Genomic DNA, 23,726 nt, shown 5'->3' on the forward strand with positions numbered 1-23,726 from the left:
TCTGATGAGACCAATTTCTATGACTTCCTTGCCAAATCCTATGAGTATCGAAAGCCGACAGGTTGTGCGTGAGCGGCTGTTGGAGCTGGCCGGACTGCTCGCCGCAGATGAGGGGTACAATCTGACGGGACTTCCAGGCATTCGCATTTTGAGGACGGAGACGGTGCTTCATGACGTCCCGGTGCTCTACAAGCCCGGGGCCGTCTTCGTGTTGCAGGGAAAAAAGCAAGGCATGCTGGAAGGCGACGTGTATCTCTACGACGAGGAGCACTATCTATCTGTCTCGGTGCCCGTTCCGTTCCGTATGGAATCTGTCGCCAGTGTGGATCGGCCGCTGCTTGCGGTTTATTTGGAATTCGATATGCAGCTAGCCGCCGAGATCGCCTCGGAAATCGAAAAGCGGTCATCCGGGACGTCGGCAGCCAAGGCAAAAAGTCTCGTATCGAGCAAGATGGGACCCGATATCTTGGACGTTTTGCTGCGTCTATTGAAAGCCCTGACCAATCCAGTGGAGACTGCGGTGCTGGGCGCAGGCGTCTTGCGCGAACTGCATTATCGGGTTCTTGTGGGCCCCCAGGGTGGGGCGATGATATCGGCGCTACAGCAGAGAGGTACATCCGGCAAAATCGTGCAAAGCCTTGCCCGGCTGCGCGAAACGTACCGCTCAGACATCTCCGTCTCGGCTCTGGCAAGCGACGCGGGCATGAGCATTCCATCCTATCACACCCATTTCAAGGCGCTGACCGGAAGTAGCCCGATGCAATACGTCAAGGCCATGCGGCTTCATGAGGCCAGATTACTGATCGCACGACAGGACATGACGATCGCGGAAGTGGCTCTCTCGGTTGGCTATGTCAGCCCCGCTCAATTCAGCCGCGACTTCAAACGGCACTTCCGCCGCACCGCTTCGCAAGAGGCAAGTTGGGTCCGCCAACATCTCGGCGCGCTTGCCTTGGGAGCATAGGGCGATTGTCCCTGTGGGGCCGACTGCGGAATGTCTGAAGTTGAGGTGCCGCAAGCCGGAGCCGACATTCAAAAGTCTGGCAGCTTGGTCGATCTCGGCCCAAAGCTGGCAGAAGGGTTCTTCGTCGCCATGGCTGAGCTCTCCCATCCAGACTCTGGAAGTCAGACCACACCACCTACTTTTCAGCAATCTGCGTTTCAGGTGGAGCAGGTTAACCGTAAATCCCCTGCCGAAGCAGCAATCGCCGTCCAGAGGTGATACAGCGAGCTTGCCGGGATCGTGCTGCCCATGGGTGCGCCGTTCAGGTCCAGACGGTCGTGCCAGCAGCCATGCGGTACGCGTGTCATGTAGGCAGCAAGGATTGCAGAGGCGACGTCGTCCGCCTCTGTCTGATATCCCGGAAAGCCAAGTCGCTTATGGAGCGCCATGAAAGCCTTGAGCATCTCCACCTGCGGCCACAGGCGCCGTGACGGGCTGATCGCCTTATCTGCCGAAACGGTATCGACCAAGAAAAGCGAGCCCTGCATGCGCCCAACTGCCAGCGCAGTCGAGAACAAGTCCAGGCATGTCTCGGTGTTGTCGCTGTGAGCGAGCGTATCGTGACGAGTTGTCAACCAGACCCACTCGCACATATGGCCTGGCTCTAGCCGATCGGATCCATATCGGTCGGCAAGCTCCCATTGGGGGCCGAAGAATTCGTGCAGCGGCCCCTTCGGTCCGACGAAGAAATGCGCGCGCAGCAGCGCGAAGGCCCTGCCTTCCGACCTCATATGGACGGAAGTCCGGTTGTTCTCGCACAAGGCCAGTGTAGCCTCGAGGTAGTGCATATGCGGGTTCTGGCGGCGAGGAAGGGTGCCATCGCTGTCTTCGTCCCAGCCGCCAAAGAGATTTCCCAAGGTCTTGTCGACCGCCTGGATCGTCTCGTCGATCTGGTGTCTGTAGACATCCTTGCCGGTCGCCGTCAGCAGCCAGGAGAGAGCGAGCAGCACGCAGGCATTGTCGTAGAGATCGCGAACGGGATCGGTAATGCTATCGGTGTGGCGATTGAAGCTTCTCACGTAGCCTCCCCGCTTCCCGCTCACCCAGGCGATCCGGTGCAGGTTAGCGAAAGCCAGTTCGGCCAAATCGAGCGAAGCAGAAGGGGCAACGCCGAGATGGGCTGCATGGGCGTGGACATAGATCTGGCGGGCTACCGTCCGGGTCCGCACCTCACCTGCCTTCTGGGGCGATCCATCCAGCTCCAGGTATTCGACGAATTGGCCGCAGGTCTCATCGAAGCCGGACCTGCTCCAGGTCGGCAGAATATCTTCGAGGAAGACCCGTTTCAATTGCATGTAGCTCATCGCCGAATGCCTGGTGGAGCGCCCCTCGTACCCCCCGCATTCACAATGTCATCCCAGTGGGTTGCATCGTTTCCAGAAGCCTGCTGATCTTCATCGTGGTGAAGTTGGAATAGGTGTCCGAGACTGCATATGGCAGGGCAATCAGATCGCCATGCCGCATGGCACCGCAGGAATAGACGACGTTTGGCACGTAGCCTTCCCGCTCCGTCGGTTCCGGCTGCAGTAGCGGCTCGACCGTCCGCGACAGGATGATGCGGGGATCATGTTTGTCGAGCAGCGTCACGCCGATTGCATAGCGCCGCATCGGCCCCACCCCGTGGGTGAACAGCAACCATCCCTCGTCGATTTCGACCGGTGAACCACAATTGCCGATCTGGACGAACTGCCAGGCGAATTCCGGCTTCATCAGGAGACGTCCTTCGTCCCATTGATGCAGGTCGTCGGAATAGAGCAAGAAAAGGTTTTCGCTGTCCTGCCGGGCGATCATTGCATAACGACCGTCGATGCGGCGGGGAAAGAGCGCCATGCCCTTGTTGCGGGCGGCAGGTCCCCGCAGCGGCGTCAGCGTGAAGTTGAGGAAATCGGTCGTTTCCAGGAGTTCCGAGCGGATCGAAGAACCGCTATAGGCAGTATAGGTGGCGAAGTAGATGGTCTTGCCTTCGTCTTCGAAGGCGACGAAGCGGGCATCTTCTATGCCGTTCGCTTGAGCCTCGGTCACCGGGAATATGACCCGCTCGCTGAGATCGCTTTCCTCCTTGAAGCTAATCCCGATGCAGCCGGCGGGAGCCAGGCCGTCATTCGCATGAATGTGGGGCAACACCGCCATTTGCGTCGGCGCATCGATGGTGACGGCCCCCTCCGGGTCGATCACGCCAGAGCGGAAGGTAAGCGAGGAGATATGTCCTTCGCCTACGGCCCTCAGACTGAGGATCACCCTCCGGCTTCCCTCACCAATACCGGACTGGTCGGGATGCGGCACGATGCTCGGATTGAACAGAGCGGCGGACTCGAACGAGTATTCGTTCATGAAATAGGCCCCGACCAACTGCCTCTGCTGCTGGGTGAACTGTTGATGGTCGATAAAGGCATCCTCCATCGCATCCGCCCGCAGCTCGAACTGTCGCAACAGATTGCGATGCCGACCATCGAAATTGTCGAGGATGTCGCGCAACTGGTTGGCGGTCGAGGTGGGGTCCAGCGACAGAACTCGATCGACGATTTCATTCGCCCTTGTCTTGTCGCGTGGATTGAGATGCCGCGGTTCGGTTGATGGTTTGAACGGGCGCACGATCACCCGTGTCGGATCCGGCTTCAGATAGAGGGCCTGCCGGTTGAGGAGGCTGGATTGGGGCAATGTTGGTCTTTCGGAGTTTTTGCTGTGGGTGGAGCGGCTCATGACGATTGCCTGACGCCAACCCTTGGAAGCATCGGGCGCAGCATCTGGTTGGCACGCCCGAGTTCAACGCAGGAGATCAGGTAGCAGAGCACGGATTCGGCACCCCGGTTCTCGTTCGGGCGGTCCACATGCAGGCCGTCGCGGCAACTGCCGGTTTCCGGGTCGATGAGGGAAATGCCGTGATCATTGCTGCCGGTGAACCAGTCGAAGGCCCTGTTGGCGGCCTCTATCCAGCTTTTGTCCGAGGTCGCCTCGTAAGCGGCAAGGCACGCGGCCACGGTTGCCGTCGCTTCGACCGGCTGTTGGTCGAAGGGCCTCGGCGGCTGCCCGACCTCGAAGAAGCCGTCGGTGCCGACGGGACGAAAATGGCCTTTCTCACCTGTCTGCTGAGGCATAAGCCATTCAAGCGTCGCAACACCCGTCTTGACGAAAGCCGGAACCTTGGTCGACAGGCCAGTCAGGATCAAGGCCTGGCTCAGGCGGGCGTTTTCATAGGAAAGCCCCTGCTCGAACCAACGGCGCCCGTCCGTCGACACACGACGCTCCAGATCCATGAGATTTTCAGCGAGCCGTATGCGCAGCATGCGTGCGCTAGCGTCGTTGGGATTGGCCGTGCAGTAATCGTCGAGGCCGAGAAGCGTGAAAGCCCAGGCACGCGGGGAACGAAAGTCGAGTGTGACGGACATCGCGCGGGCGAAAAGGGCACTTGCCCACCGACGGCGCGGTGCATCCGTATCGGACAGGGCGCAGGCTCCGAGCGCCCAGAGGGTTCGACCATGACTATCTTCGGAGCCCTCGTCTTCGAGCCAGCGGCGGTCGTAGCTCATGAAGTTTCTGAAGCGACCGGTGTCGGGGTTCCAGGCGTGTTCGACGAAGGCTGCGAAGGAGGCCGTCATGCGGTCAGCGATACCCGTTTCGCCGATGGCCGAGAGGAGTGAGGACAGAAGTAGGGCTCGCGCGTTGTCGTCGACGCAGTAGCCATGCGACCTGTCCGGCACGGAGAATACCGCGTGCTGCGTAATGCCCGTGTCGTCGCACATTGTGTGCAAATGGCCGAGCTTCAAAGCCGTCTGCTGCGGTGGGCGCTTGATCCGCAAGGAGACGAGGTCGCTGACGAGCTTCGGCCGAAAGGAAGTTCGCGCCTTCGCCATGCTGTCGAGGTAGAGCGTGGCAACATGCGACCAAATCATCGCGCGCCCAGCCTCGTAGGCCCTCTCGCGCATGACCGTTCGGGCCTCGTCATCGCCGAGCAAGGTAGAGATTGCCTTACCCGTGGCCGACGCGTCGCCGAAAGGAACCAAAATGCCTCGGCCGTCGCCTAAGAGATCGCAGGCGTGCCAATAGGGCGTAGAGACCACAGCACTTCCCATGCCAAAACTGTAGGAGAGCGTTCCTGACGTCATCTGCGCTTCATCCAGATAGGGCGTCACGTAAACGTCGCATAAGGCAATGAAGTCGAGAAGCGTCGGCAGATCGACGAACTCATTTAGAAATTGCACGGCATGATCGACGCCCAGCCGCTCAGTGCGCTGGCGCAAACTGTCGCGATAGGCCTCGCCTTGCTGGCGCAGAAGCGTCGGATGTGTGGCGCCGAGGACGACGTACAAAGCCTCGGGGCTCTCTTTCAGAATGTCTGGCATGGCATCGATGACAACCTCGATGCCCTTGTTGGGAGAGAGGAGGCCAAAGGTCAGGATGACCGGGCGTCCCGCATAGCCCCGCCCGATCTTGGCAAGATCCGGATCATGAAAGGGACGATCGGGTATGCCATGGGCGATGACATCGATCTTCTGGGGGGCGATGCCATAGATTTCCGTAAGCAGCGTGCGTCCCTTCTCGGCCATCACGACGACACGGCTGGACTGGGCCGCGACCTTCTGCAGGATGCGGTGTTGGGACGGTGTCGGTTCGGCAAGGATGGTGTGGCAGGTGGTGACGAGCGGAATGCGCAGATTTTCCAGTAACGTGAGGATAAACTCGCCGTCGTCACCGCCGAAGATACCGAATTCGTGCTGCAGCGAAACCACATCGAACCGACCTTCGTTCAGAACCTGCGCGGCCGTCACATAGTCTTCGACTTCTTCCTCACGGATCTCGAAGATCACATCGTCAGGATAGGAGTAACTCTGCCTGGCATCCGTCACGGCGACGATGCTCGCCTGCACGGGCTCGACCGCGTCGACCAGTGCCTGGGAGAGGTCGCCGGTAAAAGTCGCTATCCCGCATTGGCGGGGAAGAGAATTGCCAATGAAGGCGATACGTATCGGTCTGCTCATCTGCGTTCCCTCCAGAACATGGTGGCGAGGTCTCGCCGAATTGGCCAGGGACGCACAGCGCGGCCGCATGGTGGATTCACGCGCGTCGGGATTACGCGGGTCCCGTAGCCTCCAGGTTCCGTTCCAGGGCGACGCGACCCTGGCGGAGTCCGGCATTCCAGAGCCGGGACTAAGGGCTGTGTAAACGGATGGATTCTGCAATCCGGCCGCTTCCCGGCCCCTGACCTGATGTCGAAGACGTTCGGCCGACACGTCGCAGACGCGATCCGCTTTTTACGGATGTCAGCCAGTATGATCACCTTGTCCGAAGGCTCCATCAGATGCCTCGCTTCTCGGGCGTAACGGCCTGATCGCCACCGCACGGACTCCCGCCCTCGCCCTCCCAGCGCGACAGAGCCGCAGCGTGACTGAAGACGACAGTCTCCCAGATGGCTGCCTGCATATCGCTCATGACAATTGCCTTGAGAAGGCGGTCGATGATCACGACCTCTCTTGCATAGTTGCCACCTGACTGCGCCTGGAGTCCCGCGCTCGAGTAGCTTGAGCGGTGGAGAAGCGCCTCCTCAGCCAGGGTTGGCTCACACTCTGGAGGATCTTTTTTCAGCATTGTCGAAGGCCGAATGTCTGGCCGAGGCGGTCGTCATGGACGATCACTGCAGTGGATTGCTGACGATCGACCATGACGTGTACCTCTTTCAAGTTCGCCAAGCGCTTTGATTGGCGTCGTCAGGTCGCCGACTGGAGGGACGACCCGAATGCACTGAGATCGAGTTTGATCGTTTTTCGTCGCCGAGACTGATAGGCTTGCTTCGCTGTCGTCAGGATGCGTTCCCGCAGGCGATCGAATGCCAGGAGATAGTCGCGCTCTTTCCGGCGGCTGGTCACCCCCTCACGGTCAAAGAGTGCGACAGGCAATAGAAACAGAACCTGGTTCAAGCCATCATGCCCGATGAAACGAATGAAACCGCGTGCCTCGTCATAGGCGCGGGTCGAATTGGGGAAGGAAAGGGTCACAGGCTCGCGACCCGACTGCTGCTCTTCAGCCGCGCGAGGACGGCCTTGTCTGCCCAGAGGTTCACGGCAGGGCTTAAATCGGCGGATCTGCGGACGCCATTCTGATACAGCGTCAGCGCATGGCGCGCCGCGCCACGGTCCAGCTCGCAGAGTGGTTCTTCATAGCGAAACCCGGCATGCCGGATGGCGTTTCTGATGATGCTGATGTCGAAGCTGCCAATCGGCTGATGAAGGTCGGAAGACATGACGTCCTCCTTTATTGGGGCCAGGGTGAGTGCCGCCCAGAAAGTGGCAGTGCCCGTTCAATGGCTGCCACTTCAGTGAATATGGGCTCGCTTATCAGAACTTGCAAGATCCTTCGAAAAACATCCATAGGGCGTGATTGAAGAAGCCGTTGTCATATGGTCCGTGCCGCGCGTCACTCCGGCACGAATAAACTCTCCTTAACGGCCGCCTTCAAAGAAGAGATGGCCTGCTGCGGCATGTCTTTAACCTGAGCGGCGCGGCTAGAGCGATCCACAAAATCTGTCGTCGCGATTCACACTCCTTGCGCTGGCGTGGATGCGGAAATAATTGCCGCTCTGGTGCCATGTTCACGTCAGGTCAAATCCGGGGCCTAACGATAAATCCACGCTCGCTCGCACCGCATTGCTGACAGGGCGAGCTGATCGACTGCTATTGGGTATCCAACCGACCAACGTCAATGGCCGAGTTGGGAGCGCATAGCGACCATCCGCGCGGCGACCGCAGGAAGGTGAAACTTAGCCCGAAAGCGGAAATTATTGCCGCTCGACCTCCCCTTATTGACTGATGCCCAAAGCCAGGGCACAAAGATGGCATCCACGGTCGCTCGCGACGGGAAAACAGAGGGAATTTCAGGGATTTTCTACTAAGCTATTGAAATCATGTGAGAATCCAGGCTCCCCAGGCGGGCCATTTTAGGTCGGTTTTCCGCGTAGATTTGGCGGTTGTTTCTCACAGAAAAAAGCGACGTCTTCTCAACAACTTGGGCACTTACGACATCTGTTTTTCTGGTCATCCGTCGTGCTCATTTGGGTCTCGTAAAATTGGCTGGGGACCCTCGATTTGAACGCGCGGCTCGGGGAAGGAGCCCATGACAGGCACTCCTCGCTCGTGCAACCTAATTCAAACAGCTCAGATAATTTATTTATTAAATTAATTCTTGACTGCGGCCCTGCGATCTGGCCTTTTGCGTTCGTCGGCATTGGGAAAACCGACGGAGGAGCAAAATCATGAAGTTTCCGAATAACCGTTTCGAAATGTCGCGGCGCCACTTTCTGGCGACCACGGGCTCGGCCATTGCAGCCTCTGCTTTGTCGACGCCTGCCATTGGCCAGACCCGCGAACTGACCATCATCTCAAACCGCGGCAATGCGGGTCAGCGCCAGGCGCTGGAAGCGATTGCGGCTGCTTTCGGCAAGGAAGCCGGCGTTACCGTCTCGGTCAACAACATGGACCACGAGGCGCATAAGACGGCGATCCGCAACTATCTCGTCACAAGCCCGCCCGACATCTGCTTCTGGTTCTCCGGCAGCCGCATGCGTTCCTTCGTCACGCGCGGCCTGTTCGAGGATATTTCCGATCTGGTGGCGCGCGAGAACTATGCCGATGTCATCGGCAACACGCTGGGATCGGTCACCGTCGACGGAAAGCAGTATGGTCTTCCGACCGGCGGCATTCTCTGGGGACTGTTCTACCGCCAGGACACGTTTGACCAGTTCGGTCTGTCCGTCCCGAAGACATTCGACGACTTCTTCTCCCTTGCCGAGAAATCCAAGGCCGCCGGCATCGTGCCGATGAGCATCGGCACCAAGGATCAATGGCCCTGCGGCGGCTGGTTCGATCACATGAACCTGCGCATCAACGGCCTCGAGCATCACATGGACCTGATGGCCGGCAAGATCAAATATACCGATGGCTCGCTCACCGAAATCTTCGATCGCTGGGAAGCGCTGATCAAGGCGGACCTGTTCACGCCGAACCACACCTCGTTTGCCTGGGATCCGGCGGCAGCAGCCCTGTCGCAGAAAAAGGCGGCGATGATGGATCTCGGAAACTTCATCAAGGAAGCCTTTCCAGTGGAAGACCTGCCGCAGGTGCGGTTTGCCCCCTTCCCCGAGATCAAGGCGGGCCTGGACCAGTACGAGGATTTCTCGGTCGATTCCATCCACATGCCGTCAGGCGCCAAGAACAAGGATGTGGGACGCGAGTTCCTCGCCTATTTCTATCGTCCGGAAAACCTGTCGGCCTATCTGGAGCCGGAAGGTAATGTGCCGGCCCGCAGCGACTGCCCGATCGGCGATGACCCGATCCTCAACATGGCGGTCGATGCGCTGAAGAGCGTCAAGGGCACGGCGCAGTTCTACGACCGTGACAGCGATCCAGACCTTGCACAGGCAGGACTGAAGGGATTGCAGGAATTCATGGCACGGCCGGAACGGCGCGAGACCATCCTCGCCCAGATCGAACGCACCCGCGCGCGCATCCACGGCTGATCAACCTGTCAGAGCGGGCGGACCATGGTTCGCCCGCCAAAACTCACGGGAACCTTCCATGACAATTTGGTGGCGGCGACACCGAAGCTGGCTGACGCCAGCTCTTCTTCTCGCACCAGGACTCCTGCTGTTCCTGGTGATCATCGTGGCTTCGTCGATCGAAACCTTCTGGATCTCGTTCTTCCAATGGGATGGCATGGGGCCGAAGACGTGGATCGGGCTTGGCAACTACATCGAACTTCTCGACGATCCGCAGTTCTACACCTCGCTGAAGAACAACGTCATCTGGCTCGTGATGTTTCTGCTCGCCCCGCCCGCCGGGCTCGCGATCTCGCTTCTGGTCAACCAGAAGATTGCCGGCATGCGTTTCGTCAAGTCGCTGTTCTTCATGCCGCTGGTGCTGGCCACCGTGACGGTCGGCGTGATCTTCAACTGGTTCTACGATCCGACCTTCGGCCTGCTGGCAATCATCTACGGTGCCATGGGCGCGGTCGCCCCCGCTTTGCTCTCCGACGAGCATCTGGTGACCTTCGCCGTGATCGCGGCTGCCCTCTGGCCGCAGATCGCCTTCTGCATGGTGCTGTTCCTCGCCGGCCTCAACAATCTCGATGAAGAACTGATCGGCGCAGGCAGGGTTGATGGTGCACGCGGCTGGAGCATGCTTCGGCACGTGGTTCTGCCGCAACTCACGCAGGTGGCCTTCATTGCTGTCGCCATCACCCTCGTCGGCGCGCTTCGCTCCTTCGACATCATCTCGGTGATGACAGCAGGCGGGCCCTTCGGCTCCTCCACGGTGCTCGCCTACCAGATGTATGAGCAGTCGCTGTTCTCTTACCGCTTCGGCTACGGCGCAGCGATCGCGACGGTGCTGTTCCTCATCATGTCCGTCTTCATTGCCTGGTACCTGCGCGGTCTGATCAAGGCAGAGAAAGGGTCTTAAGCCATGTATCCTCGTCCCATACCGACGACAGAGACCGGCACCCGCATGGCCTATATGGCAATGGTTTGCGCCATTCTGTTGCTGTGGCTTCTGCCGCTCTTTGCCATCATGATGACCTCGTTTCGCTCGTTCGAGGATGTGATGGCGGGCAATTACTGGGGCTGGCCGACCGAGTTCAGCCTGGTCGACAATTATGTCGCCGTCTTCCAGCAAACGAAGATGCTTCAATACTTCATCAACAGCCTGATCATCACCATTCCTTCGGTGATCATGGTTCTGGTCTTCTCGACCATGACCGGCTTCGTCCTGTCGCGTTATCAGTTTCCCGGCGCCATGGCGATCTTCGTCATCTTTGTCGGCGGCAATTTCCTGCCGCAGCAGATCATGATGATCCCGATCCGCGATCTGATGGTCTCGCTCGGGCTCTACGACACCTTCTTCGCCTTGATGGCCTTCCACATCGCCTTCCAGACCGGATTTGCCACCCTCTTCATGCGTAACTTCATCGCAGCCCTGCCTGTGGAACTCTTTCAGGCGGCACGGGCTGAAGGCGCCTCGCCCTGGCAGATCCTGATCCACATCGTGGTGCCCCTGGTTCGACCGGCGCTGGCAGCCCTCGCCATCCTTGCCTTCACTTTCATCTGGAACGACTACTTCTGGGCAATTGTGCTGACCCAGAGCGATGCGGTGAAGCCCGTAACGGCCGGCCTTGCGAACCTCAAGGGCGAATGGGTGTCGCAGTGGAACATTGTCTCTGCCGCCACGATCTTCGTCGCCATTCCTCCGGTCCTGATGTTCTTCCTGATGCAGAAGCACTTCGTCTCCGGCCTGACCATGGGCGCCGTCAAGGGATGACGGATCATGTCCAACGTTTCACATTCAAACTTGCAAGGGGCTGACCGATGAGCAGCGTCAAACTCGAAAACCTCCAGAAGCACTACGCGCAGTTTCACGCTCTGAAGGATATCAACCTGACTATCGACAAGGGCGAGTTCATCGTCATGGTCGGTCCATCCGGCTGCGGCAAGTCGACCCTGCTGAAGACGATTGCCGGCCTGGAAACCGTGACCTCCGGCACGCTCTCGATCGGCGGGCGTGATGTGACCCACGAGGAGCCTGGTGATCGCGGGATCGCCATGGTGTTCCAGTCCTATGCGCTCTACCCGCATATGACGGTCGCCGAGAACATGGGGTTTGGCCTGAGAATGGCGAAGCGTCCGCAAGCGGAAATCGATGCGGCCGTGAAACGTGCGGCCGTGATTCTCAGGATCACCGAACAACTCGACAAACGGCCCAAGCAGCTCTCTGGCGGTCAGCGGCAGCGCGTCGCGATCGGCCGTGCGATCACCCGGTCTCCCGAAGTCTTCCTGTTCGACGAGCCGCTGTCGAACCTCGACGCGGCACTGCGCACCCAGATGCGCGTGGAACTCTCGACGCTGCATGCGCAACTCGGCTCGACGATGATCTACGTCACCCATGACCAGGTCGAGGCGATGACGATGGCAACGCGGATCGTTGTCTTGAACAAGGGGGAGATCGAGCAAGTCGGCTCGCCTCTCGAACTCTACAACAATCCGAAAAACCTCTTTGTGGCCGGTTTCCTCGGCGCGCCGCGCATGAACTTCTTCCAAGGCACGGTCGCGAGCATCTCGGGCAGCGTCGTCACCACGGCGATCGACGGTCTACCAGCCATCAGCCTCGATATTCCGCAGGCGCAGGCTTTGTCCGTGGGCGACAGGATCACCCTCGGCGTTCGACCCGAAAAGCTGGTCACCGAGAGCGCTGCTGCAGTCACCTTCAACACGCGCATCCGGCTGGTCGAACATCTGGGACGCGAGACCGTGTTCTATGCCGACGCCTCGCCGCTCAAGACCTCGGGCTCCGATACGGGGACCGAAAACATCACGGTCCAGGTGCCGCAGATCGTCCCCTTTTCGAGTGATGCCGCCGTCACGGTCGGCTTCAACATCGCCGATGTCTATCTGTTCGGCCCCGACGGCCAGACCCTGACTGCACCCAAGCCGCTGCAAGCCATCTGAATACCAGGAGCATCCCCATGAAACGGACCCAACCCGCCCCCCTTTCCGCCTGGCGGCCGATCAATCTCGACGACTTTCTGCTTGGCGTTCCGCACTATCCTGAGCATGTCGACGAAAGCTATTGGCAACGTGACGCCGAACGCATGAAGGAAGCCGGCTTCAATGTCGTGCGCATGGGCGAGTTCGCCTGGCATATCTGGGAGCCCTTCGAAGGCAAGTTCGACTTCGACCTCTTCGACCGCGCGATCGAGGTGCTCGGGAAGGCCGGCATCAAGACGATCCTCTGCACGCCGACCGCCACCCCGCCGCGCTGGCTGACGCTGAACTATCCCGAAGTGCTTCGTGTGGATCGAAACGGTCGCCGCGCAAGCCATGGGTCACGGCAGCACTGCGACACGACGAGCCCTGTTTTGCGCCAGCACAGCCGCCGCATCACGGCCGCAATGGCGCAGCACTACAAGGACAATCCGCATGTCATCGGCTGGCAGACGGACAACGAGCTGAACACAACGGTCTCGGAGTCTTTCTCCGATTCCACGGCAATCGCCTTCCGCAACTATCTGCGCCACCGCTACGCAACGATCGATGACCTGAACTTCGCCTGGGGCGGCCATTTCTGGGCAACGGCCTACGACAATTTCGACCAGGTCGTGCTGCCGCATCCCATGGCGCCATCGCATCTGAGCCCCGGCCATGTGCAGGACTATCACCGCTTCCTCGCATGGTCGACGGCGGCTTTCCAGCGCGACCAGGTCGAGATCCTGCGCGCCACCAATCCCGATTGGTTTGTCTTTCACAACCTGGGCAATCTGCAGGACATCGATTTCAGGGCCGAGTTTGGCCAGGATCTCGACTTCATCGGCTTCGACATCTATCCGATGCTCTACGACGAACTGCGGCGCACCAATGGCCATCCGGCGACCCAGGCGCTGCAACTCGATCTCTGCCGAAGCCATAGCGGCAATTTCCTCGTGCCTGAACAGGCATCGGGCCTCGGCAGCCAGCCGTCCTTCACGACGATGACACCGGAACCCGGCGAGATGCGCCGCATGGCGATGTCCTCCGTTGCGCGCGGGGCGGACGGCCTGATGTTCTTCCGCTGGCGTCCGGCACATTTCGGCGCAGAGATCTACTGGATGGGCGTCATCGACCATGACGACGCGCCGCGCCGACGTTTCGAGGAAGCAAAGCAGTTTGCGTCCGACATTCACAAGATCAAGGGCCGCCTGCTGGGGACAGCGGTGCATATCGACATCGGCATTGCCGGCGCCGATTTTGATAACCAGGAAGCCCACAAGACCTATCCGATCGGTCTTCCCTCGCCTCAGGATGATGGCACCGTTCTTCATCTGGAGTGCTACAAGCGCGGTGTCGCCTGTGGCTTCGTGCATCCGGAAGACGACCTTTCCCGCCTCAAGGTGTTCTATGTGCCGCATTGGGTGATGTGGAAGCCGGAATGGACACCAAGGCTAGAGGCTTTCGTGGAAGCGGGTGGCACACTCATCGTCGGAGCAATGACGGGCACGCGCGACATCAACAATCACATCATCCGGGAACAGGCTCCGGGCGGAGCGTTGGCCAAACTCTGCGGCGTCCGAGTGACGGAATTTGGTCGGATCATCGCCAAGAATGGAAATGGCCTGTTCCAGAGGATCGTGCCGCAGGCGGGCTTCTACGACGCTCCCAATACTCCTGCATCCTCATCGACTGAGCGCATCTATACCCTGGATTTCGCTGGACGCGAGATCCGGGCCGAACATCTCTACGAGCGGATCGAAACCGATACGGATGTCGAGGTCCTGGCCCACTGGTCCAACCGGTTTATCGAAGGTGAAGCAGCGATCACGCGCCGCAAGGTGGGCAAAGGACAGGTCGTCTATCTCGCCACCTATCTCACCGCGGGTCTCGTCGAGACGTTGCAGGATCAACTCTTCGCGCCTTGCGGCGTCTCTCCTCTCGTTCCTGATCTTCCGCCGGGCATCGAGGTCTCCCTGCGCAGTTCGGCCGACAGGCGCCTGCTTTTCGTGCTCAATACCCGCGAAACGACGGTTGACCTCGCAAGCCTTCCCACAGGTCAGGATCTGCTGACGGGAGACAAGGTGTCAGGCAAGACTGAACTTAAAGCCTATGGCTGCATGGTCATCGAGCTGGCCTGATCCACTAGGATAACCTCCCGACAAACTGGCGGTGGATCGCAAATCCACCGCCCTTTTCTTTAGTCGGTCTCGATCAGGCCGCTTCCCGTTGCCTGGAAGTTGAACAGCGCCTGGGTCGCCAGAGCCGCCGCTCCCGAGCTCCAGAAATTATCCCGTTCGTCGGGCACGATGGCCGGTGGATCCGCGTAGCAACGTGCCGCCAGGCTCTCCCGCATGGGTCCGAACAAGAGGTCCCCGAAGCTGACGGCTTCGGCACCGACGATGATGACCTCGGGATCGATTACGTTGACGGCGTCGGCGAGGTGATAGCCGATGGCTTCTCCGGCCTCCCTCAGGATCCGCCGGGCCAAGGGGTCGCCCTGGATCGCCGCCTCCTTCATGGCATATCGGTCGACGCCGCGCGCAAGTCCGCGCTCTGTTCGCCAGCTCTCGACGATCGCGGGCTCTGAGTAGAAGGCTTGCAGACACCCCTTTCGGCCGCACTCGCACAGAGGTCCATTTGGATCATGCGTCACATGGCCCAGCTTGCCTGCCCGCCCGGACGCACCGCGATGGATAACACCGTCATTGACCGTCGCACAGGCGATGCCGACACCGAGAGCGAGCGCGGTGAAGACCTGGTGATGCCGCCCGAGCCCGAAGAGGTGCTGCGCCAGCGCAAAGGCAAGCGTATCGTCCTCCATCCAGACGGGCGCGTTCACCCGTTGCTGCAGCATCTTGCCGAAGGGGACGTTCTCCCAGTTGAAGCGGCGGCTCTGTACGCAAATCGACTGCTCGATATCGACGGTGGCCGGCATGGAGAAGCCGATGCCGATCAGCTTTCCCTGCGGATCGGGCGCCATGCGCCGCAACCTGATGACCGCCTGCTCTGCCGCATCAAGCACATCCGCTGGCTCGGACGATTTGTATTCCACCGTCAGACTGGACAGAACGGAGGTCGACAAGTCCGTGAGGACACAGCCGAGCGTGCCGACATTCATCTTGATGCCGATCGCATAATGGCCGCCGTAATTGAGTTCGATCGGGATCGGCCGTCTTCCGCTGGCACCGGGCTGCGTCTCTCCTTCCCGCAGATAGCCTTCTGCAATCAGGTCTGCGATGACGAAGGTCACGGCCGCCGGGCTCAAGCCGGTCACGGACGCGATGTCCGCCCGGCTCGCTGGTCCTTCACGTCGAAGAAGATTGAGTATGAGCCGCCGGTTCATGGCTCGGGTCATACGCTGATCAATTTTCACGAAATTGACACTCCAAACACTGCTGCGAGCAAGACGAGATATCCAGTTAGCAAATCGAGATCGCGTTGTCGCGTGAATGCGGCAGAGGGGGATGGACCGGAAAGTGACTGTGAGCTCCAGGTTGGATTTCTGCCTCAATGGTTGCTGTGTGACTGTTTTTTCCGAGAGCGGATAGCGTCTTTTGTATCGATGTTGCGTCGCCTGAGCGACTCAATTGAAGCCATCTGGGCGCTCTAGGCTTTTTGCAAAGTCACGGCAGGCTTGGCGTTTGCACGCGGAAATAATTGCCGCTCGTCCGCCCTGTTGACTGATGCCCAAAGCCAAGGCACAAAGGTGGCATCCACGGTCGCTCGCGATGGGAAAACAGAGGGAATTTCAAGGCTTTTCAACTAAGTCATTGAAATCATGTGAGAATCCAGGTTTCCCAGGCAACCTATCTTTGACCGATTTTCGAATCCAAATCTGCGACCATCTCCCGCACGAAAAAGTGGCGTCTTCTCAACAACGTGGACGATCTCGGCCGCTGCTATCCATGCGACCTGTCCTGTTCGCAGAAGGCGGAGAAAACTGGCTGGGACCCGCGATCGATGGCCGCAAGGGGGCCGTGGGGAGACTGGCGGGTTTCAGTAACGGAGATGCGCAAAGCTGGCTTGCCACAAGCTCCTCCTTGTCATTGAACAAATCCGACAAGCTGCCTTCCTAAACTGCACCCCATCTGCATCATTGCCAATGGAACTACATTGCGCGACACATCAGCTTCGATTCGCAGCCTCCCGCAACTAAATTGCTTTCGCCTTTCTTGTCATCAGGTATATCAGGAAGGGCGCGCCGACGAGCGCTGACACCATGCCTGCTGGTATTTGATAGGGTGCCACGAGCGTTCGGCCGATGAAGTCTGCAAGCACCATGAGTGCCCCGCCGATCAAGGCTGCACCAATCATTTGCGGTAAGGAACGCGGAAGACCCGCCTCCCGGGCCAGATGCGGCCCCATCAGACCGACGAAGGACAGAGGGCCGACGGTGAGGGTTGCTGCCGCTGTCAGAAGACCAGCAATTCCGAACAGCATCAGGCGAGCGCGTGAGAGCGGGAGGCCGATTGCGGCGGATGGAGACGGTCCTAACGGCAGAATATCGAGCCAGCGCCGTGACAATAGCGCTGCTGCGATCAGTAGAACGGCAATGGCGGTCTCCGTGATGGCGCTTCCTGCTTCCACCAGATAGGTCGACCCGCTGATCCAGCGCATCAAAAGCACCGCACGAGGATCTCCGGTCGAACTCAATATGCCGACGACCGCGTCGACCATGGCGCTGAGTGCAATTCCAGCAAGAAGAACCCGCTCCGGCGCAAACCCCGATCGCCGGGAGCTGATGAAGATGATTGCAAGGACCAGCAGCGCACCAAGGGCTGCGAAGGCCAGCCGGCTGGGCAGTCCCGTGGTCGCTGCAAAAAGGGCTATGGCCATGCCGAAGGTCGCACCCGCACTGATACCCAATACTTCCGGACTTACCATTTCATTACCGGTCAGCCGCTGCAGGATCGTTCCCGCCACGGCAAGCATGGCGCCCGAGGCAAGCGCCGAGAGGACGCGGGGCAGTCGGATCGCCAATATCTTGTCCGTGAATTCGCCAGACAGGAGGGCCCATTCACCATCGGAGCCTCGACCCATCAAACTGCTGAAGACAAGCAACACAACAAGCAGCCCGATGCCGAAGAGCAGAGATCTCGCGACGTTCTTGCGGCGGGAAACAAAGCGGGCCGCTGTCTGCTGAATGCGATGCCGAATTTTCAGGCGCGGTAGAAGTGCCAGCAACAAGGGGGAGCCGAAGATCGCCGTTACTGCGCCGGTGGGCAAAAATTCAGTCAGACTTCCCGCGAAGAGCTGAAGCAGGCTATCTGCGACAAAGAGCAATGCTGCGCCGATGAGTGGCGACCAAACCAACAGTTGTTGAGGTCGACGTGCTCCGGCCAGTCGCGCAATTGTCGGCGCCACGAGGCCGATGAAGGCGATCACGCCGACGGCGCTTGCGACAAAAGCGGCCAGCGCCACGGCGCAAGCGATCACCATCAGGCGGAGGCGGAAAAGATTGACGCCGAGAGCACGGGAAGCGGTCTCACCAAGATCAAGCAAGCCCAATGGCTTGACCGTGAAGGCAGACAAAACAGCCACCGCCCCGACCTTCCATAGCAGCGACACCGGGATGCTCCAGCTTGTCTGGGCAAGTGACCCGGCGCCCCAGATAAACAGGCTCGCGAGATAGCGTTCGTTGAGATAGGTGAGAATGGCCGATAGCGCACCGCACCAAAGGCTCAGGACGAGACCAGACAGCACCAGTGAATAAGGTGAAAAGCTACGTCGCGCGCCAAGCCCGATGACAATTGCTGCAGCGACAGAGCTTCCTGTCAGCGCAACGACATCGCGCCCCGCACCCAGAAGCCCAGGCAGAAAGAGCGAGACAAGCACAAGGGCAAGATTGGCGCCTGCGGACACCCCCAATGTGGTTGGATCGGCAAGTGGATTGCGTAAAACCTGCTGGAACAGAATACCCGACAAAGCAAGCGCTGCACCGACAATCAAGGCAGTCGCCAGCCGCGGAAGCGTCGAGTAGCAGAGCACCATTCGCTGGATATCGTAGTCGCCCGTCGAAGGGGCCGAAAGCACCGGTGAAACGAGCGCCCATGATGCGACAAGCCCGACAGTGAGCAGGAGCAGAACAACCAGCGCCGGGCCGACATGGTCACGATAAGACTTGGTCATGCGCCTTCCAGTAAATCTGTCAAAAGTCCGGCGAAGCGGACCGCCTCGTTGACCATGCCGAACATCAAAGTCGATGGGAGGATCGATATGTGACCGGGTTGCGCAAAGGGCAGTCTTTGCCAAAGGGGACTTTGATGAAGACTTGGCAGGACATCCGCTGGCACCGGCTCAAAGGCGATGAGGCGTGCGTCGCGGTCTTCGATCGCGGACAGATCCTCGATCCCGATCGTCTCAAAGCCCCAGTAGTTTGACTGACGGGTCCAGGCGTTTCGGACCCCGATCCGCTCCAGGGTGTTGTGATAAAGACCGGGGCTCGAATAGATGCGTGCATGGCGGGCATCCATAAAATTGACCAACGCGACGGCTGGAATGTCTTTGCCGGCCAGTCGCGATCGGCACTGATCGAAGAAAGCATCGGATCGGGCCAGAAAATCTTCCGCTTGCCGCTGCAGGCCAAGACGATCGGCGAGCTTTCGTGTCGCAGCAACCGCAGCCGTCAGCACCGGGCCCATGTCGGGGGCGTAAATTTCCAGACGCAAGACCTCTGCGATCGGATCCAATCTTGGCTTCAATTCGTCGAGATAGGGCGTGGTCAAGATCAGGTCGGGCTTCAGTTGGACAAGAGCCTCGAAACTGATCTCGTAGGCGCTGCCGATATCGACCGCACTGTCCGGCATTTCCGGCGAAACAACCCACTTGTCCCAATCGGCAAGGTCGGAAACGCCAACAGGCGTCACCCCAAGCGATAACAGCGTCGAGGCGAGGCCGTAATCCAGACTGACAATCCGAGGGAATACGGATTGAGCAAAGAGCGCGGGAGGCGCGCAGGCAGTGGCCAGCGCACATGAAATCAGGGAACGCCGCGAGATCATTCTCTTGGCCTCCACTCAACAAGCATATGCGAGCGGATGGGATAGATCAGCCGCAGACACGACATTCATTTCGATGCCGTATATCGTCTTCAAGGTGGCCGGCAGGAGGATTTCAGTCGGTCTGCCGGTCGCCACCACACGGCCTCCCCTGAGTGCGTGTATCCGATCGCAATATCGTGCTGCCATGTTGATGTCATGCAGCACAACCACGACACTGCGTCCGCTCTCATGAGCCAGCCGCCTGACGAGAGACAGCACGTCGAGTTGATGAGCAACGTCCAGAGCCGCTGTCGGCTCATCGAGCAGCAGACACCGCGCATCCTGGGCAATCAGCATGGCAATCCAGGCACGCTGGCGCTCGCCGCCGGACAGGGTCCCGACAATGCGCTCGGCAAATGCTTCCAGGTGAGTGGTTCGCAAGGCCGCATTGACGAAGTCCTCATCGGAGCTGGTGAAGCGGCCAAGTGCACCGTGCCATGGGTAACGGCCACAGGCGACCAGTTCACGGATCGTCATGTCGGCGCCGGAGCCAAGATCCTGTGGAAGATAGGCGACAGCCCGTGCAAAGTCCCGGTCGCCGAATTGCTGCACCTCCTGGTTTTCAAACAGAACAGTTCCACTGGAGGGTGAAACCTGTCTTGCCAGGATCTTGAGGAGGCTGGATTTGCCGGAACCGTTGTGACCGACCAGGCCAACCACTTCGCCTGCAGGAAACTTGAGATTCACATTGGAAAGAATGGATGTTTCGCCAATGGAAAGCTCCAGGTTTGCAACGTCAAAAGTCACTGGTGCGTCATCCTGTTCTGCTGCTGCATTGATCACGGTTGTGCCTCGTCCAAAAAATGCACTTCAAATTCGTTGCCCGGATATCAACAAAGCCTGTTTGGCTCGTTGAGAGGTCCCCGGCAGAAATGATTTTGCGCCATGGGTAATAGCTCCATGGCGCAAAAGCTGATTGTCAAATCTGGCGTTTCATCACCATGTGTATTTGAGTGTGCCGACGACCTTTCGGCGGTCGCCGTAATATTCCGTACCGTAGTAGGCCGTGGAGACAAATTTGCGATCGAAGAGGTTGGTGGCGTTGACGGACAATGTCAGATCCTGCGTCACCTTGTAGCTCACCGCTGCATCAAACAGCGTATAGGCGTCGATCGAGGCTGTGTTGGCGTCATCGCCGTAAGATTGACCGATATAGCGAACACCGCCACCCAGAGTCAGGTCTCCGCGACGATCGTCTCCGGGAATGGTATAGTCCACCCAGGCAGATGCCAGGTGGCGTGGAACGCGCGACGGTCTGTTGCCCTCATTGCCTTCCGTACCGTTTTTCAGGATCTCTGCGTCCCAGTAGGAATAGGCGAGCGTCAGGTTGAGATGATCGACAATTTCAGCCTTGGCTTCAAATTCGATGCCACGCACGCCGACTTCGCCGATCTGCTCCTGCAGGATGGGGCTGACATAGGTCGGCACGTTTGTTTGGGTGAGATCGAAATAGGCCAGCGTGAACATGCCATTGAAGCTATCCGGCTGATACTTCAGGCCCACTTCGTATTGCCGACCTTCCTGGGGCTTCAATGAGCCCGAAACAGCGTAACCGTTGCCGCTGGGGGCAACGAGTGGCTGGAAGCTCTCGGAATAATTCGCATAGGCCGCAAGATTGGGCGTGAACTTGTATGTCAGGCCGATGCGCTTGGTGAAGGCAGAAGCGGTATCGTCATCGCGGGTGCCGGTGTCCAGATAATCTGCGGTCGTGTGCACATGGTCCCAACGCCCGCCGATTGTTGCAATCCAGCGGTCATCGAAGGTGAGCTGCTCTTGCGCATAAAGTCCGACGGCTTCCTGCTTGACCCGCCAATTCACATAGGGACCGAGGCTTATGCATGCCATGCCGCAATAGCTTGGATTGTTGATGTCGATCCCGCTGGCGCTGCCGTAAAGAATAGTCTCACGGGTATTGTCGTTGGTGTAATCCACACCGACGAGCGTCTTGCTGTCCCAGTTACCCCAACCAGTGTCATATTGCAGCTGATTGTCGATGGCATAGCGATTGGACATCCCGTCCACCGAGAAGGCTTTCCGGTTAACCGAAGCATCCAGAGAGCCGCCGTAAACTTCGGCATAGTCGAGATCGAGATGCGTGTAACGCGCATTCGAGCGGAAGGTCAGGTTTTCATTGATCTCGTGCTCGAATTGGTAGCCGAAATCAGCCTGTTTCGTGTTGAAGCGATTGAAATCCGGTTCGCCCAGGAAGGTATCGATATCGACAGTGGCACCTTCGGGGAAACCGCGCGCGCCCGTTCCGTCACGCTTGTAATAGTCGGTCAGGATCGTAAGCGACGTGCCTTCCTGCGGCTTGATGGTCAGAGCGGGCGCGACATAGAGGCGGTCATCGTTGGAATAGTCCCAGCCCTGGTCGCCATCCTTGCCAAGTGCGGTCAAACGATAGGTCCAGACACCATCCGCATCGATCGGACCGCCGAAATCCACACCGACTTCCTTCGTGCCATCCCCATAGGATGTGTACACTTCCCCATGTTTTTCATCCTGGGGACGCTTGGTGATCGCATTGACCAGACCGCCAGGTCCATTAAGGCCGAACAAGGTTGAGGTGGAGCCCTTCAGCACCTCCACCCGCTGCAGACCGTAGGGTTCAAGGCGACTGGCTGTGAACCAGGCCGGTATTCTGGCTGCCAGACCATCGCGATAAGTGCCGAGTGTTGTCTGATCGAAACCACGGATACGGATATAGTCATAGCGGTCGTCATTTCCGAACTCGTCGGCAAGAACGCTGGACGTGTAGGAAACCGCCTGCTGAAGGCTGTCGACGTGACGCGCTTCGAGTTCCTTTTGGGTCACGACCGAAACCGAGGCCGGAACATCGATGACCGGAGTATCGGTCTTGGTGCCCGTGGTCGCATCCTTTGCAACAATCGTCGTGTCCGGCCCGATCGGACGATCGGTTTTGCCTTCCACCACGATAACCTGCAATTGGGTGCTACCGTCAGCGGTACTGTCTTGCGCCAATGCCTGCCCGGCCAGCATGACAGAAGCGGCAGCCAATGTGCTGCCCGTCATTCGCGGCAGCGACTTGCCGCACGGTTTGGACGTTCGTCCCATAGTCTTCATCCCCGACCTGATCATTTTACGCCTGTTTGCAGCCACTTTGTCAGCCTGCTGTCAGGCTTCTTACTGAAACAGGATGAAAAGAGTCAAGTTATTGAAGCTATCCGAATATGGCTGTGCATATGTGAGCAGTTCTGCACGAGACGTCGGTGAAGACGGCAACGTCAGAGTTGGCTACCCCTTTGAAAAGGCGATTTTAATGGAGCGATTGATGGCCGGAGCAAGCACAGACATATGCGTTTCGTCGGCGAAAAGTTCAAAGCGGGCTTCCAAGCCATCGGCTGCTCCATTGAGCCTCTTTGCCATGTCTTGAGCCAGAACGACGGTCTTTTCGATCTGCCTTGCCTTGAGGCGCTCGGCGGCGTCTGTCCCAAGGCGTTCGAAAGGAGCCAGGGTGACGGCTTCGTACTCTCCAGCGGACAGATGAAGGAACGGCTTGCTGGCGCGAGCGGGTCTGCGGCTCCGCTCGACTTCCAGAATTTCTTCCTCTTCCCAGTAGATGGATGGACTCGCTGACACCCAATTCTTGAAGAGATCCGGTTGCCTGAAGAGCGCAAAAAGTGTGAAGAGACCGCCAAAGGAATGGCCGAACAAGGTGCCGCGCTCAGGGTCAATTCTTGTCATTTCGGCGATTTTGGGCAGTAGCTTTTCTGCGATAAAATCAAGCAGCATGTCTGCCCCTCCTGTCCTGACCGGCTCTGCGCCAGGGTAGAACGGCGGATAGGTCTTGCCCGGCGGCGGACTGAGGTCCCATGAGCGACGAAACGGATCATAGGGGTCATCGACCGGATAGCCGATCGCAACGATTACACCCCAGTCAATATTGGTTTCATTCGTATGGGGCGCTTGCGTGACGAGGCAAGCTTGCGCGAACGGAAATGTTGCATTGCCATCCGTCAGCACCAGGAAAGGCCAGCCCCTGGGAGGCGGGCTCTTCTTCGGTATCGAGATGAAAATGCGAAACGGATCGGAGGTATCGTTCGGTCGCATGTCGATAGAGCAATCATCTGGGATCACATCTATCTCAAACCCGTTGTCCAATTGTGCATCCTTTGGAAATAACAGAGTAGCTCCCGATTCTAGAAGATCAGGCTTTACC

At 58.8% G+C, this 23,726-nt stretch carries 18 protein-coding genes; 6 read left to right on the forward strand and 12 right to left on the reverse strand.

The window, feature by feature from the left end:
• The first annotated feature begins 19 nt into the window (after positions 1-19).
• Complete coding sequence (locus ACQQ2Q_RS04320; protein WP_428185789.1) at positions 20-964, forward strand: AraC family transcriptional regulator N-terminal domain-containing protein; 945 nt, start codon at positions 20-22, stop codon at positions 962-964.
• 197 nt (positions 965-1,161) lie between these two features.
• Here ACQQ2Q_RS04320 and ACQQ2Q_RS04325 read toward each other — a convergent pair whose 3' ends face one another.
• The 6 genes from ACQQ2Q_RS04325 to ACQQ2Q_RS04350 all read right to left on the reverse strand — a co-directional run bounded on the left by ACQQ2Q_RS04325 (position 1,162) and on the right by ACQQ2Q_RS04350 (position 7,238).
• On the reverse strand, positions 1,162-2,307 hold the full coding sequence (locus ACQQ2Q_RS04325; protein WP_428185790.1) for an AGE family epimerase/isomerase: 1,146 nt from the start codon (positions 2,305-2,307) through the stop codon (positions 1,162-1,164).
• Positions 2,308-2,347: 40 nt separating this feature from the next.
• Entirely contained in the window at positions 2,348-3,703 is a 1,356-nt protein-coding gene (locus ACQQ2Q_RS04330) for a glycoside hydrolase family 130 protein (protein WP_428185791.1), read from the reverse strand.
• A complete protein-coding gene (locus ACQQ2Q_RS04335; RefSeq protein WP_428185792.1) occupies positions 3,700-5,979 on the reverse strand; it encodes a glycosyltransferase family 4 protein in 2,280 nt (759 codons plus the stop codon). Before ACQQ2Q_RS04335 ends, ACQQ2Q_RS04330 begins: the two co-directional genes overlap by 4 nt.
• 316 nt (positions 5,980-6,295) lie before the next feature.
• Entirely contained in the window at positions 6,296-6,463 is a 168-nt protein-coding gene (locus ACQQ2Q_RS04340) for a hypothetical protein (RefSeq protein WP_428185793.1), read from the reverse strand.
• 242 nt (positions 6,464-6,705) lie between these two features.
• The gene (locus ACQQ2Q_RS04345) at positions 6,706-6,993 is read right to left on the reverse strand and encodes a DUF1488 family protein (RefSeq protein WP_428185794.1); all 288 of its coding nucleotides are present in this window, start codon (positions 6,991-6,993) and stop codon (positions 6,706-6,708) included.
• Positions 6,990-7,238 (reverse strand): hypothetical protein, encoded by a 249-nt coding sequence (locus ACQQ2Q_RS04350; protein WP_428185795.1) that lies wholly within the window; start codon positions 7,236-7,238, stop codon positions 6,990-6,992. Before ACQQ2Q_RS04350 ends, ACQQ2Q_RS04345 begins: the two co-directional genes overlap by 4 nt.
• A 1,008-nt stretch (positions 7,239-8,246) precedes the next feature.
• Between ACQQ2Q_RS04350 and ACQQ2Q_RS04355 the strand changes: the two genes are divergently transcribed.
• The 5 genes from ACQQ2Q_RS04355 to ACQQ2Q_RS04375 are packed head-to-tail and all read left to right on the forward strand — an operon-like array spanning position 8,247 to position 14,644.
• Positions 8,247-9,509 (forward strand): ABC transporter substrate-binding protein, encoded by a 1,263-nt coding sequence (locus ACQQ2Q_RS04355; protein WP_428185796.1) that lies wholly within the window; start codon positions 8,247-8,249, stop codon positions 9,507-9,509.
• Positions 9,510-9,567: 58 nt separating this feature from the next.
• A complete protein-coding gene (locus ACQQ2Q_RS04360; protein ID WP_428185797.1) occupies positions 9,568-10,449 on the forward strand; it encodes a carbohydrate ABC transporter permease in 882 nt (293 codons plus the stop codon).
• A 3-nt stretch (positions 10,450-10,452) separates the two neighbouring features.
• Positions 10,453-11,304 carry a carbohydrate ABC transporter permease gene (locus ACQQ2Q_RS04365; protein WP_428185798.1) on the forward strand — a complete coding sequence of 284 codons (852 nt, stop codon included), beginning with the start codon at positions 10,453-10,455 and terminating at the stop codon, positions 11,302-11,304.
• 47 nt (positions 11,305-11,351) lie between these two features.
• Positions 11,352-12,488, forward strand: a complete 1,137-nt coding sequence (locus tag ACQQ2Q_RS04370) for an ABC transporter ATP-binding protein (RefSeq protein WP_428185799.1) — start codon at positions 11,352-11,354, stop codon at positions 12,486-12,488.
• Positions 12,489-12,505: 17 nt separating this feature from the next.
• Positions 12,506-14,644: a beta-galactosidase gene (locus ACQQ2Q_RS04375; RefSeq protein WP_428185800.1), complete on the forward strand. Its 2,139-nt coding sequence runs from the start codon at positions 12,506-12,508 to the stop codon at positions 14,642-14,644.
• 59 nt (positions 14,645-14,703) lie between these two features.
• Here ACQQ2Q_RS04375 and ACQQ2Q_RS04380 read toward each other — a convergent pair whose 3' ends face one another.
• The 6 genes from ACQQ2Q_RS04380 to ACQQ2Q_RS04405 form a co-directional block, all read right to left on the reverse strand.
• Positions 14,704-15,849 carry an ROK family transcriptional regulator gene (locus tag ACQQ2Q_RS04380; RefSeq protein WP_428186476.1) on the reverse strand — a complete coding sequence of 382 codons (1,146 nt, stop codon included), beginning with the start codon at positions 15,847-15,849 and terminating at the stop codon, positions 14,704-14,706.
• Between the two features lie 809 nt (positions 15,850-16,658).
• Positions 16,659-18,635: a Fe(3+)-hydroxamate ABC transporter permease FhuB gene (fhuB, locus tag ACQQ2Q_RS04385; protein WP_428185801.1), complete on the reverse strand. Its 1,977-nt coding sequence runs from the start codon at positions 18,633-18,635 to the stop codon at positions 16,659-16,661.
• Positions 18,632-19,507, reverse strand: coding sequence for an iron-siderophore ABC transporter substrate-binding protein (locus tag ACQQ2Q_RS04390; protein WP_428185802.1), 876 nt, complete (start codon positions 19,505-19,507; stop codon positions 18,632-18,634). Before ACQQ2Q_RS04390 ends, fhuB begins: the two co-directional genes overlap by 4 nt.
• A 15-nt stretch (positions 19,508-19,522) precedes the next feature.
• Positions 19,523-20,329, reverse strand: a complete 807-nt coding sequence (locus tag ACQQ2Q_RS04395) for an ABC transporter ATP-binding protein (RefSeq protein WP_428185803.1) — start codon at positions 20,327-20,329, stop codon at positions 19,523-19,525.
• A gap of 153 nt (positions 20,330-20,482) precedes the next feature.
• On the reverse strand, positions 20,483-22,579 hold the full coding sequence (locus ACQQ2Q_RS04400) for a TonB-dependent siderophore receptor (protein WP_428186477.1): 2,097 nt from the start codon (positions 22,577-22,579) through the stop codon (positions 20,483-20,485).
• 222 nt (positions 22,580-22,801) lie between these two features.
• The gene (locus ACQQ2Q_RS04405; protein ID WP_428185804.1) at positions 22,802-23,668 is read right to left on the reverse strand and encodes an alpha/beta hydrolase; all 867 of its coding nucleotides are present in this window, start codon (positions 23,666-23,668) and stop codon (positions 22,802-22,804) included.
• Between the last annotated feature and the right edge of the window lie 58 nt (positions 23,669-23,726).

It is taken from the genome of Agrobacterium sp. ES01, assembly GCF_050320885.1.
Classification (GTDB): Bacteria; Pseudomonadota; Alphaproteobacteria; order Rhizobiales; family Rhizobiaceae; genus Allorhizobium.

Bases quoted from the DNA above. Each gene is read 5' to 3' on its own strand.
- ACQQ2Q_RS04320 (WP_428185789.1), top strand. From the start codon at position 20: ATGACTTCCTTGCCAAATCCTATGAGTATCGAAAGCCGACAGGTTGTG.
- ACQQ2Q_RS04325 (WP_428185790.1), bottom strand. From the start codon at position 2,307: ATGAGCTACATGCAATTGAAACGGGTCTTCCTCGAAGATATTCTGCCG.
- ACQQ2Q_RS04330 (WP_428185791.1), bottom strand. From the start codon at position 3,703: ATGAGCCGCTCCACCCACAGCAAAAACTCCGAAAGACCAACATTGCCC.
- ACQQ2Q_RS04335 (WP_428185792.1), bottom strand. From the start codon at position 5,979: ATGAGCAGACCGATACGTATCGCCTTCATTGGCAATTCTCTTCCCCGC.
- ACQQ2Q_RS04350 (WP_428185795.1), bottom strand. From the start codon at position 7,238: ATGTCTTCCGACCTTCATCAGCCGATTGGCAGCTTCGACATCAGCATC.
- ACQQ2Q_RS04355 (WP_428185796.1), top strand. From the start codon at position 8,247: ATGAAGTTTCCGAATAACCGTTTCGAAATGTCGCGGCGCCACTTTCTG.
- ACQQ2Q_RS04360 (WP_428185797.1), top strand. From the start codon at position 9,568: ATGACAATTTGGTGGCGGCGACACCGAAGCTGGCTGACGCCAGCTCTT.
- ACQQ2Q_RS04365 (WP_428185798.1), top strand. From the start codon at position 10,453: ATGTATCCTCGTCCCATACCGACGACAGAGACCGGCACCCGCATGGCC.
- ACQQ2Q_RS04370 (WP_428185799.1), top strand. From the start codon at position 11,352: ATGAGCAGCGTCAAACTCGAAAACCTCCAGAAGCACTACGCGCAGTTT.
- ACQQ2Q_RS04375 (WP_428185800.1), top strand. From the start codon at position 12,506: ATGAAACGGACCCAACCCGCCCCCCTTTCCGCCTGGCGGCCGATCAAT.
- ACQQ2Q_RS04380 (WP_428186476.1), bottom strand. From the start codon at position 15,849: ATGAACCGGCGGCTCATACTCAATCTTCTTCGACGTGAAGGACCAGCG.
- fhuB (WP_428185801.1), bottom strand. From the start codon at position 18,635: ATGACCAAGTCTTATCGTGACCATGTCGGCCCGGCGCTGGTTGTTCTG.
- ACQQ2Q_RS04390 (WP_428185802.1), bottom strand. From the start codon at position 19,507: ATGATCTCGCGGCGTTCCCTGATTTCATGTGCGCTGGCCACTGCCTGC.
- ACQQ2Q_RS04400 (WP_428186477.1), bottom strand. From the start codon at position 22,579: ATGACGGGCAGCACATTGGCTGCCGCTTCTGTCATGCTGGCCGGGCAG.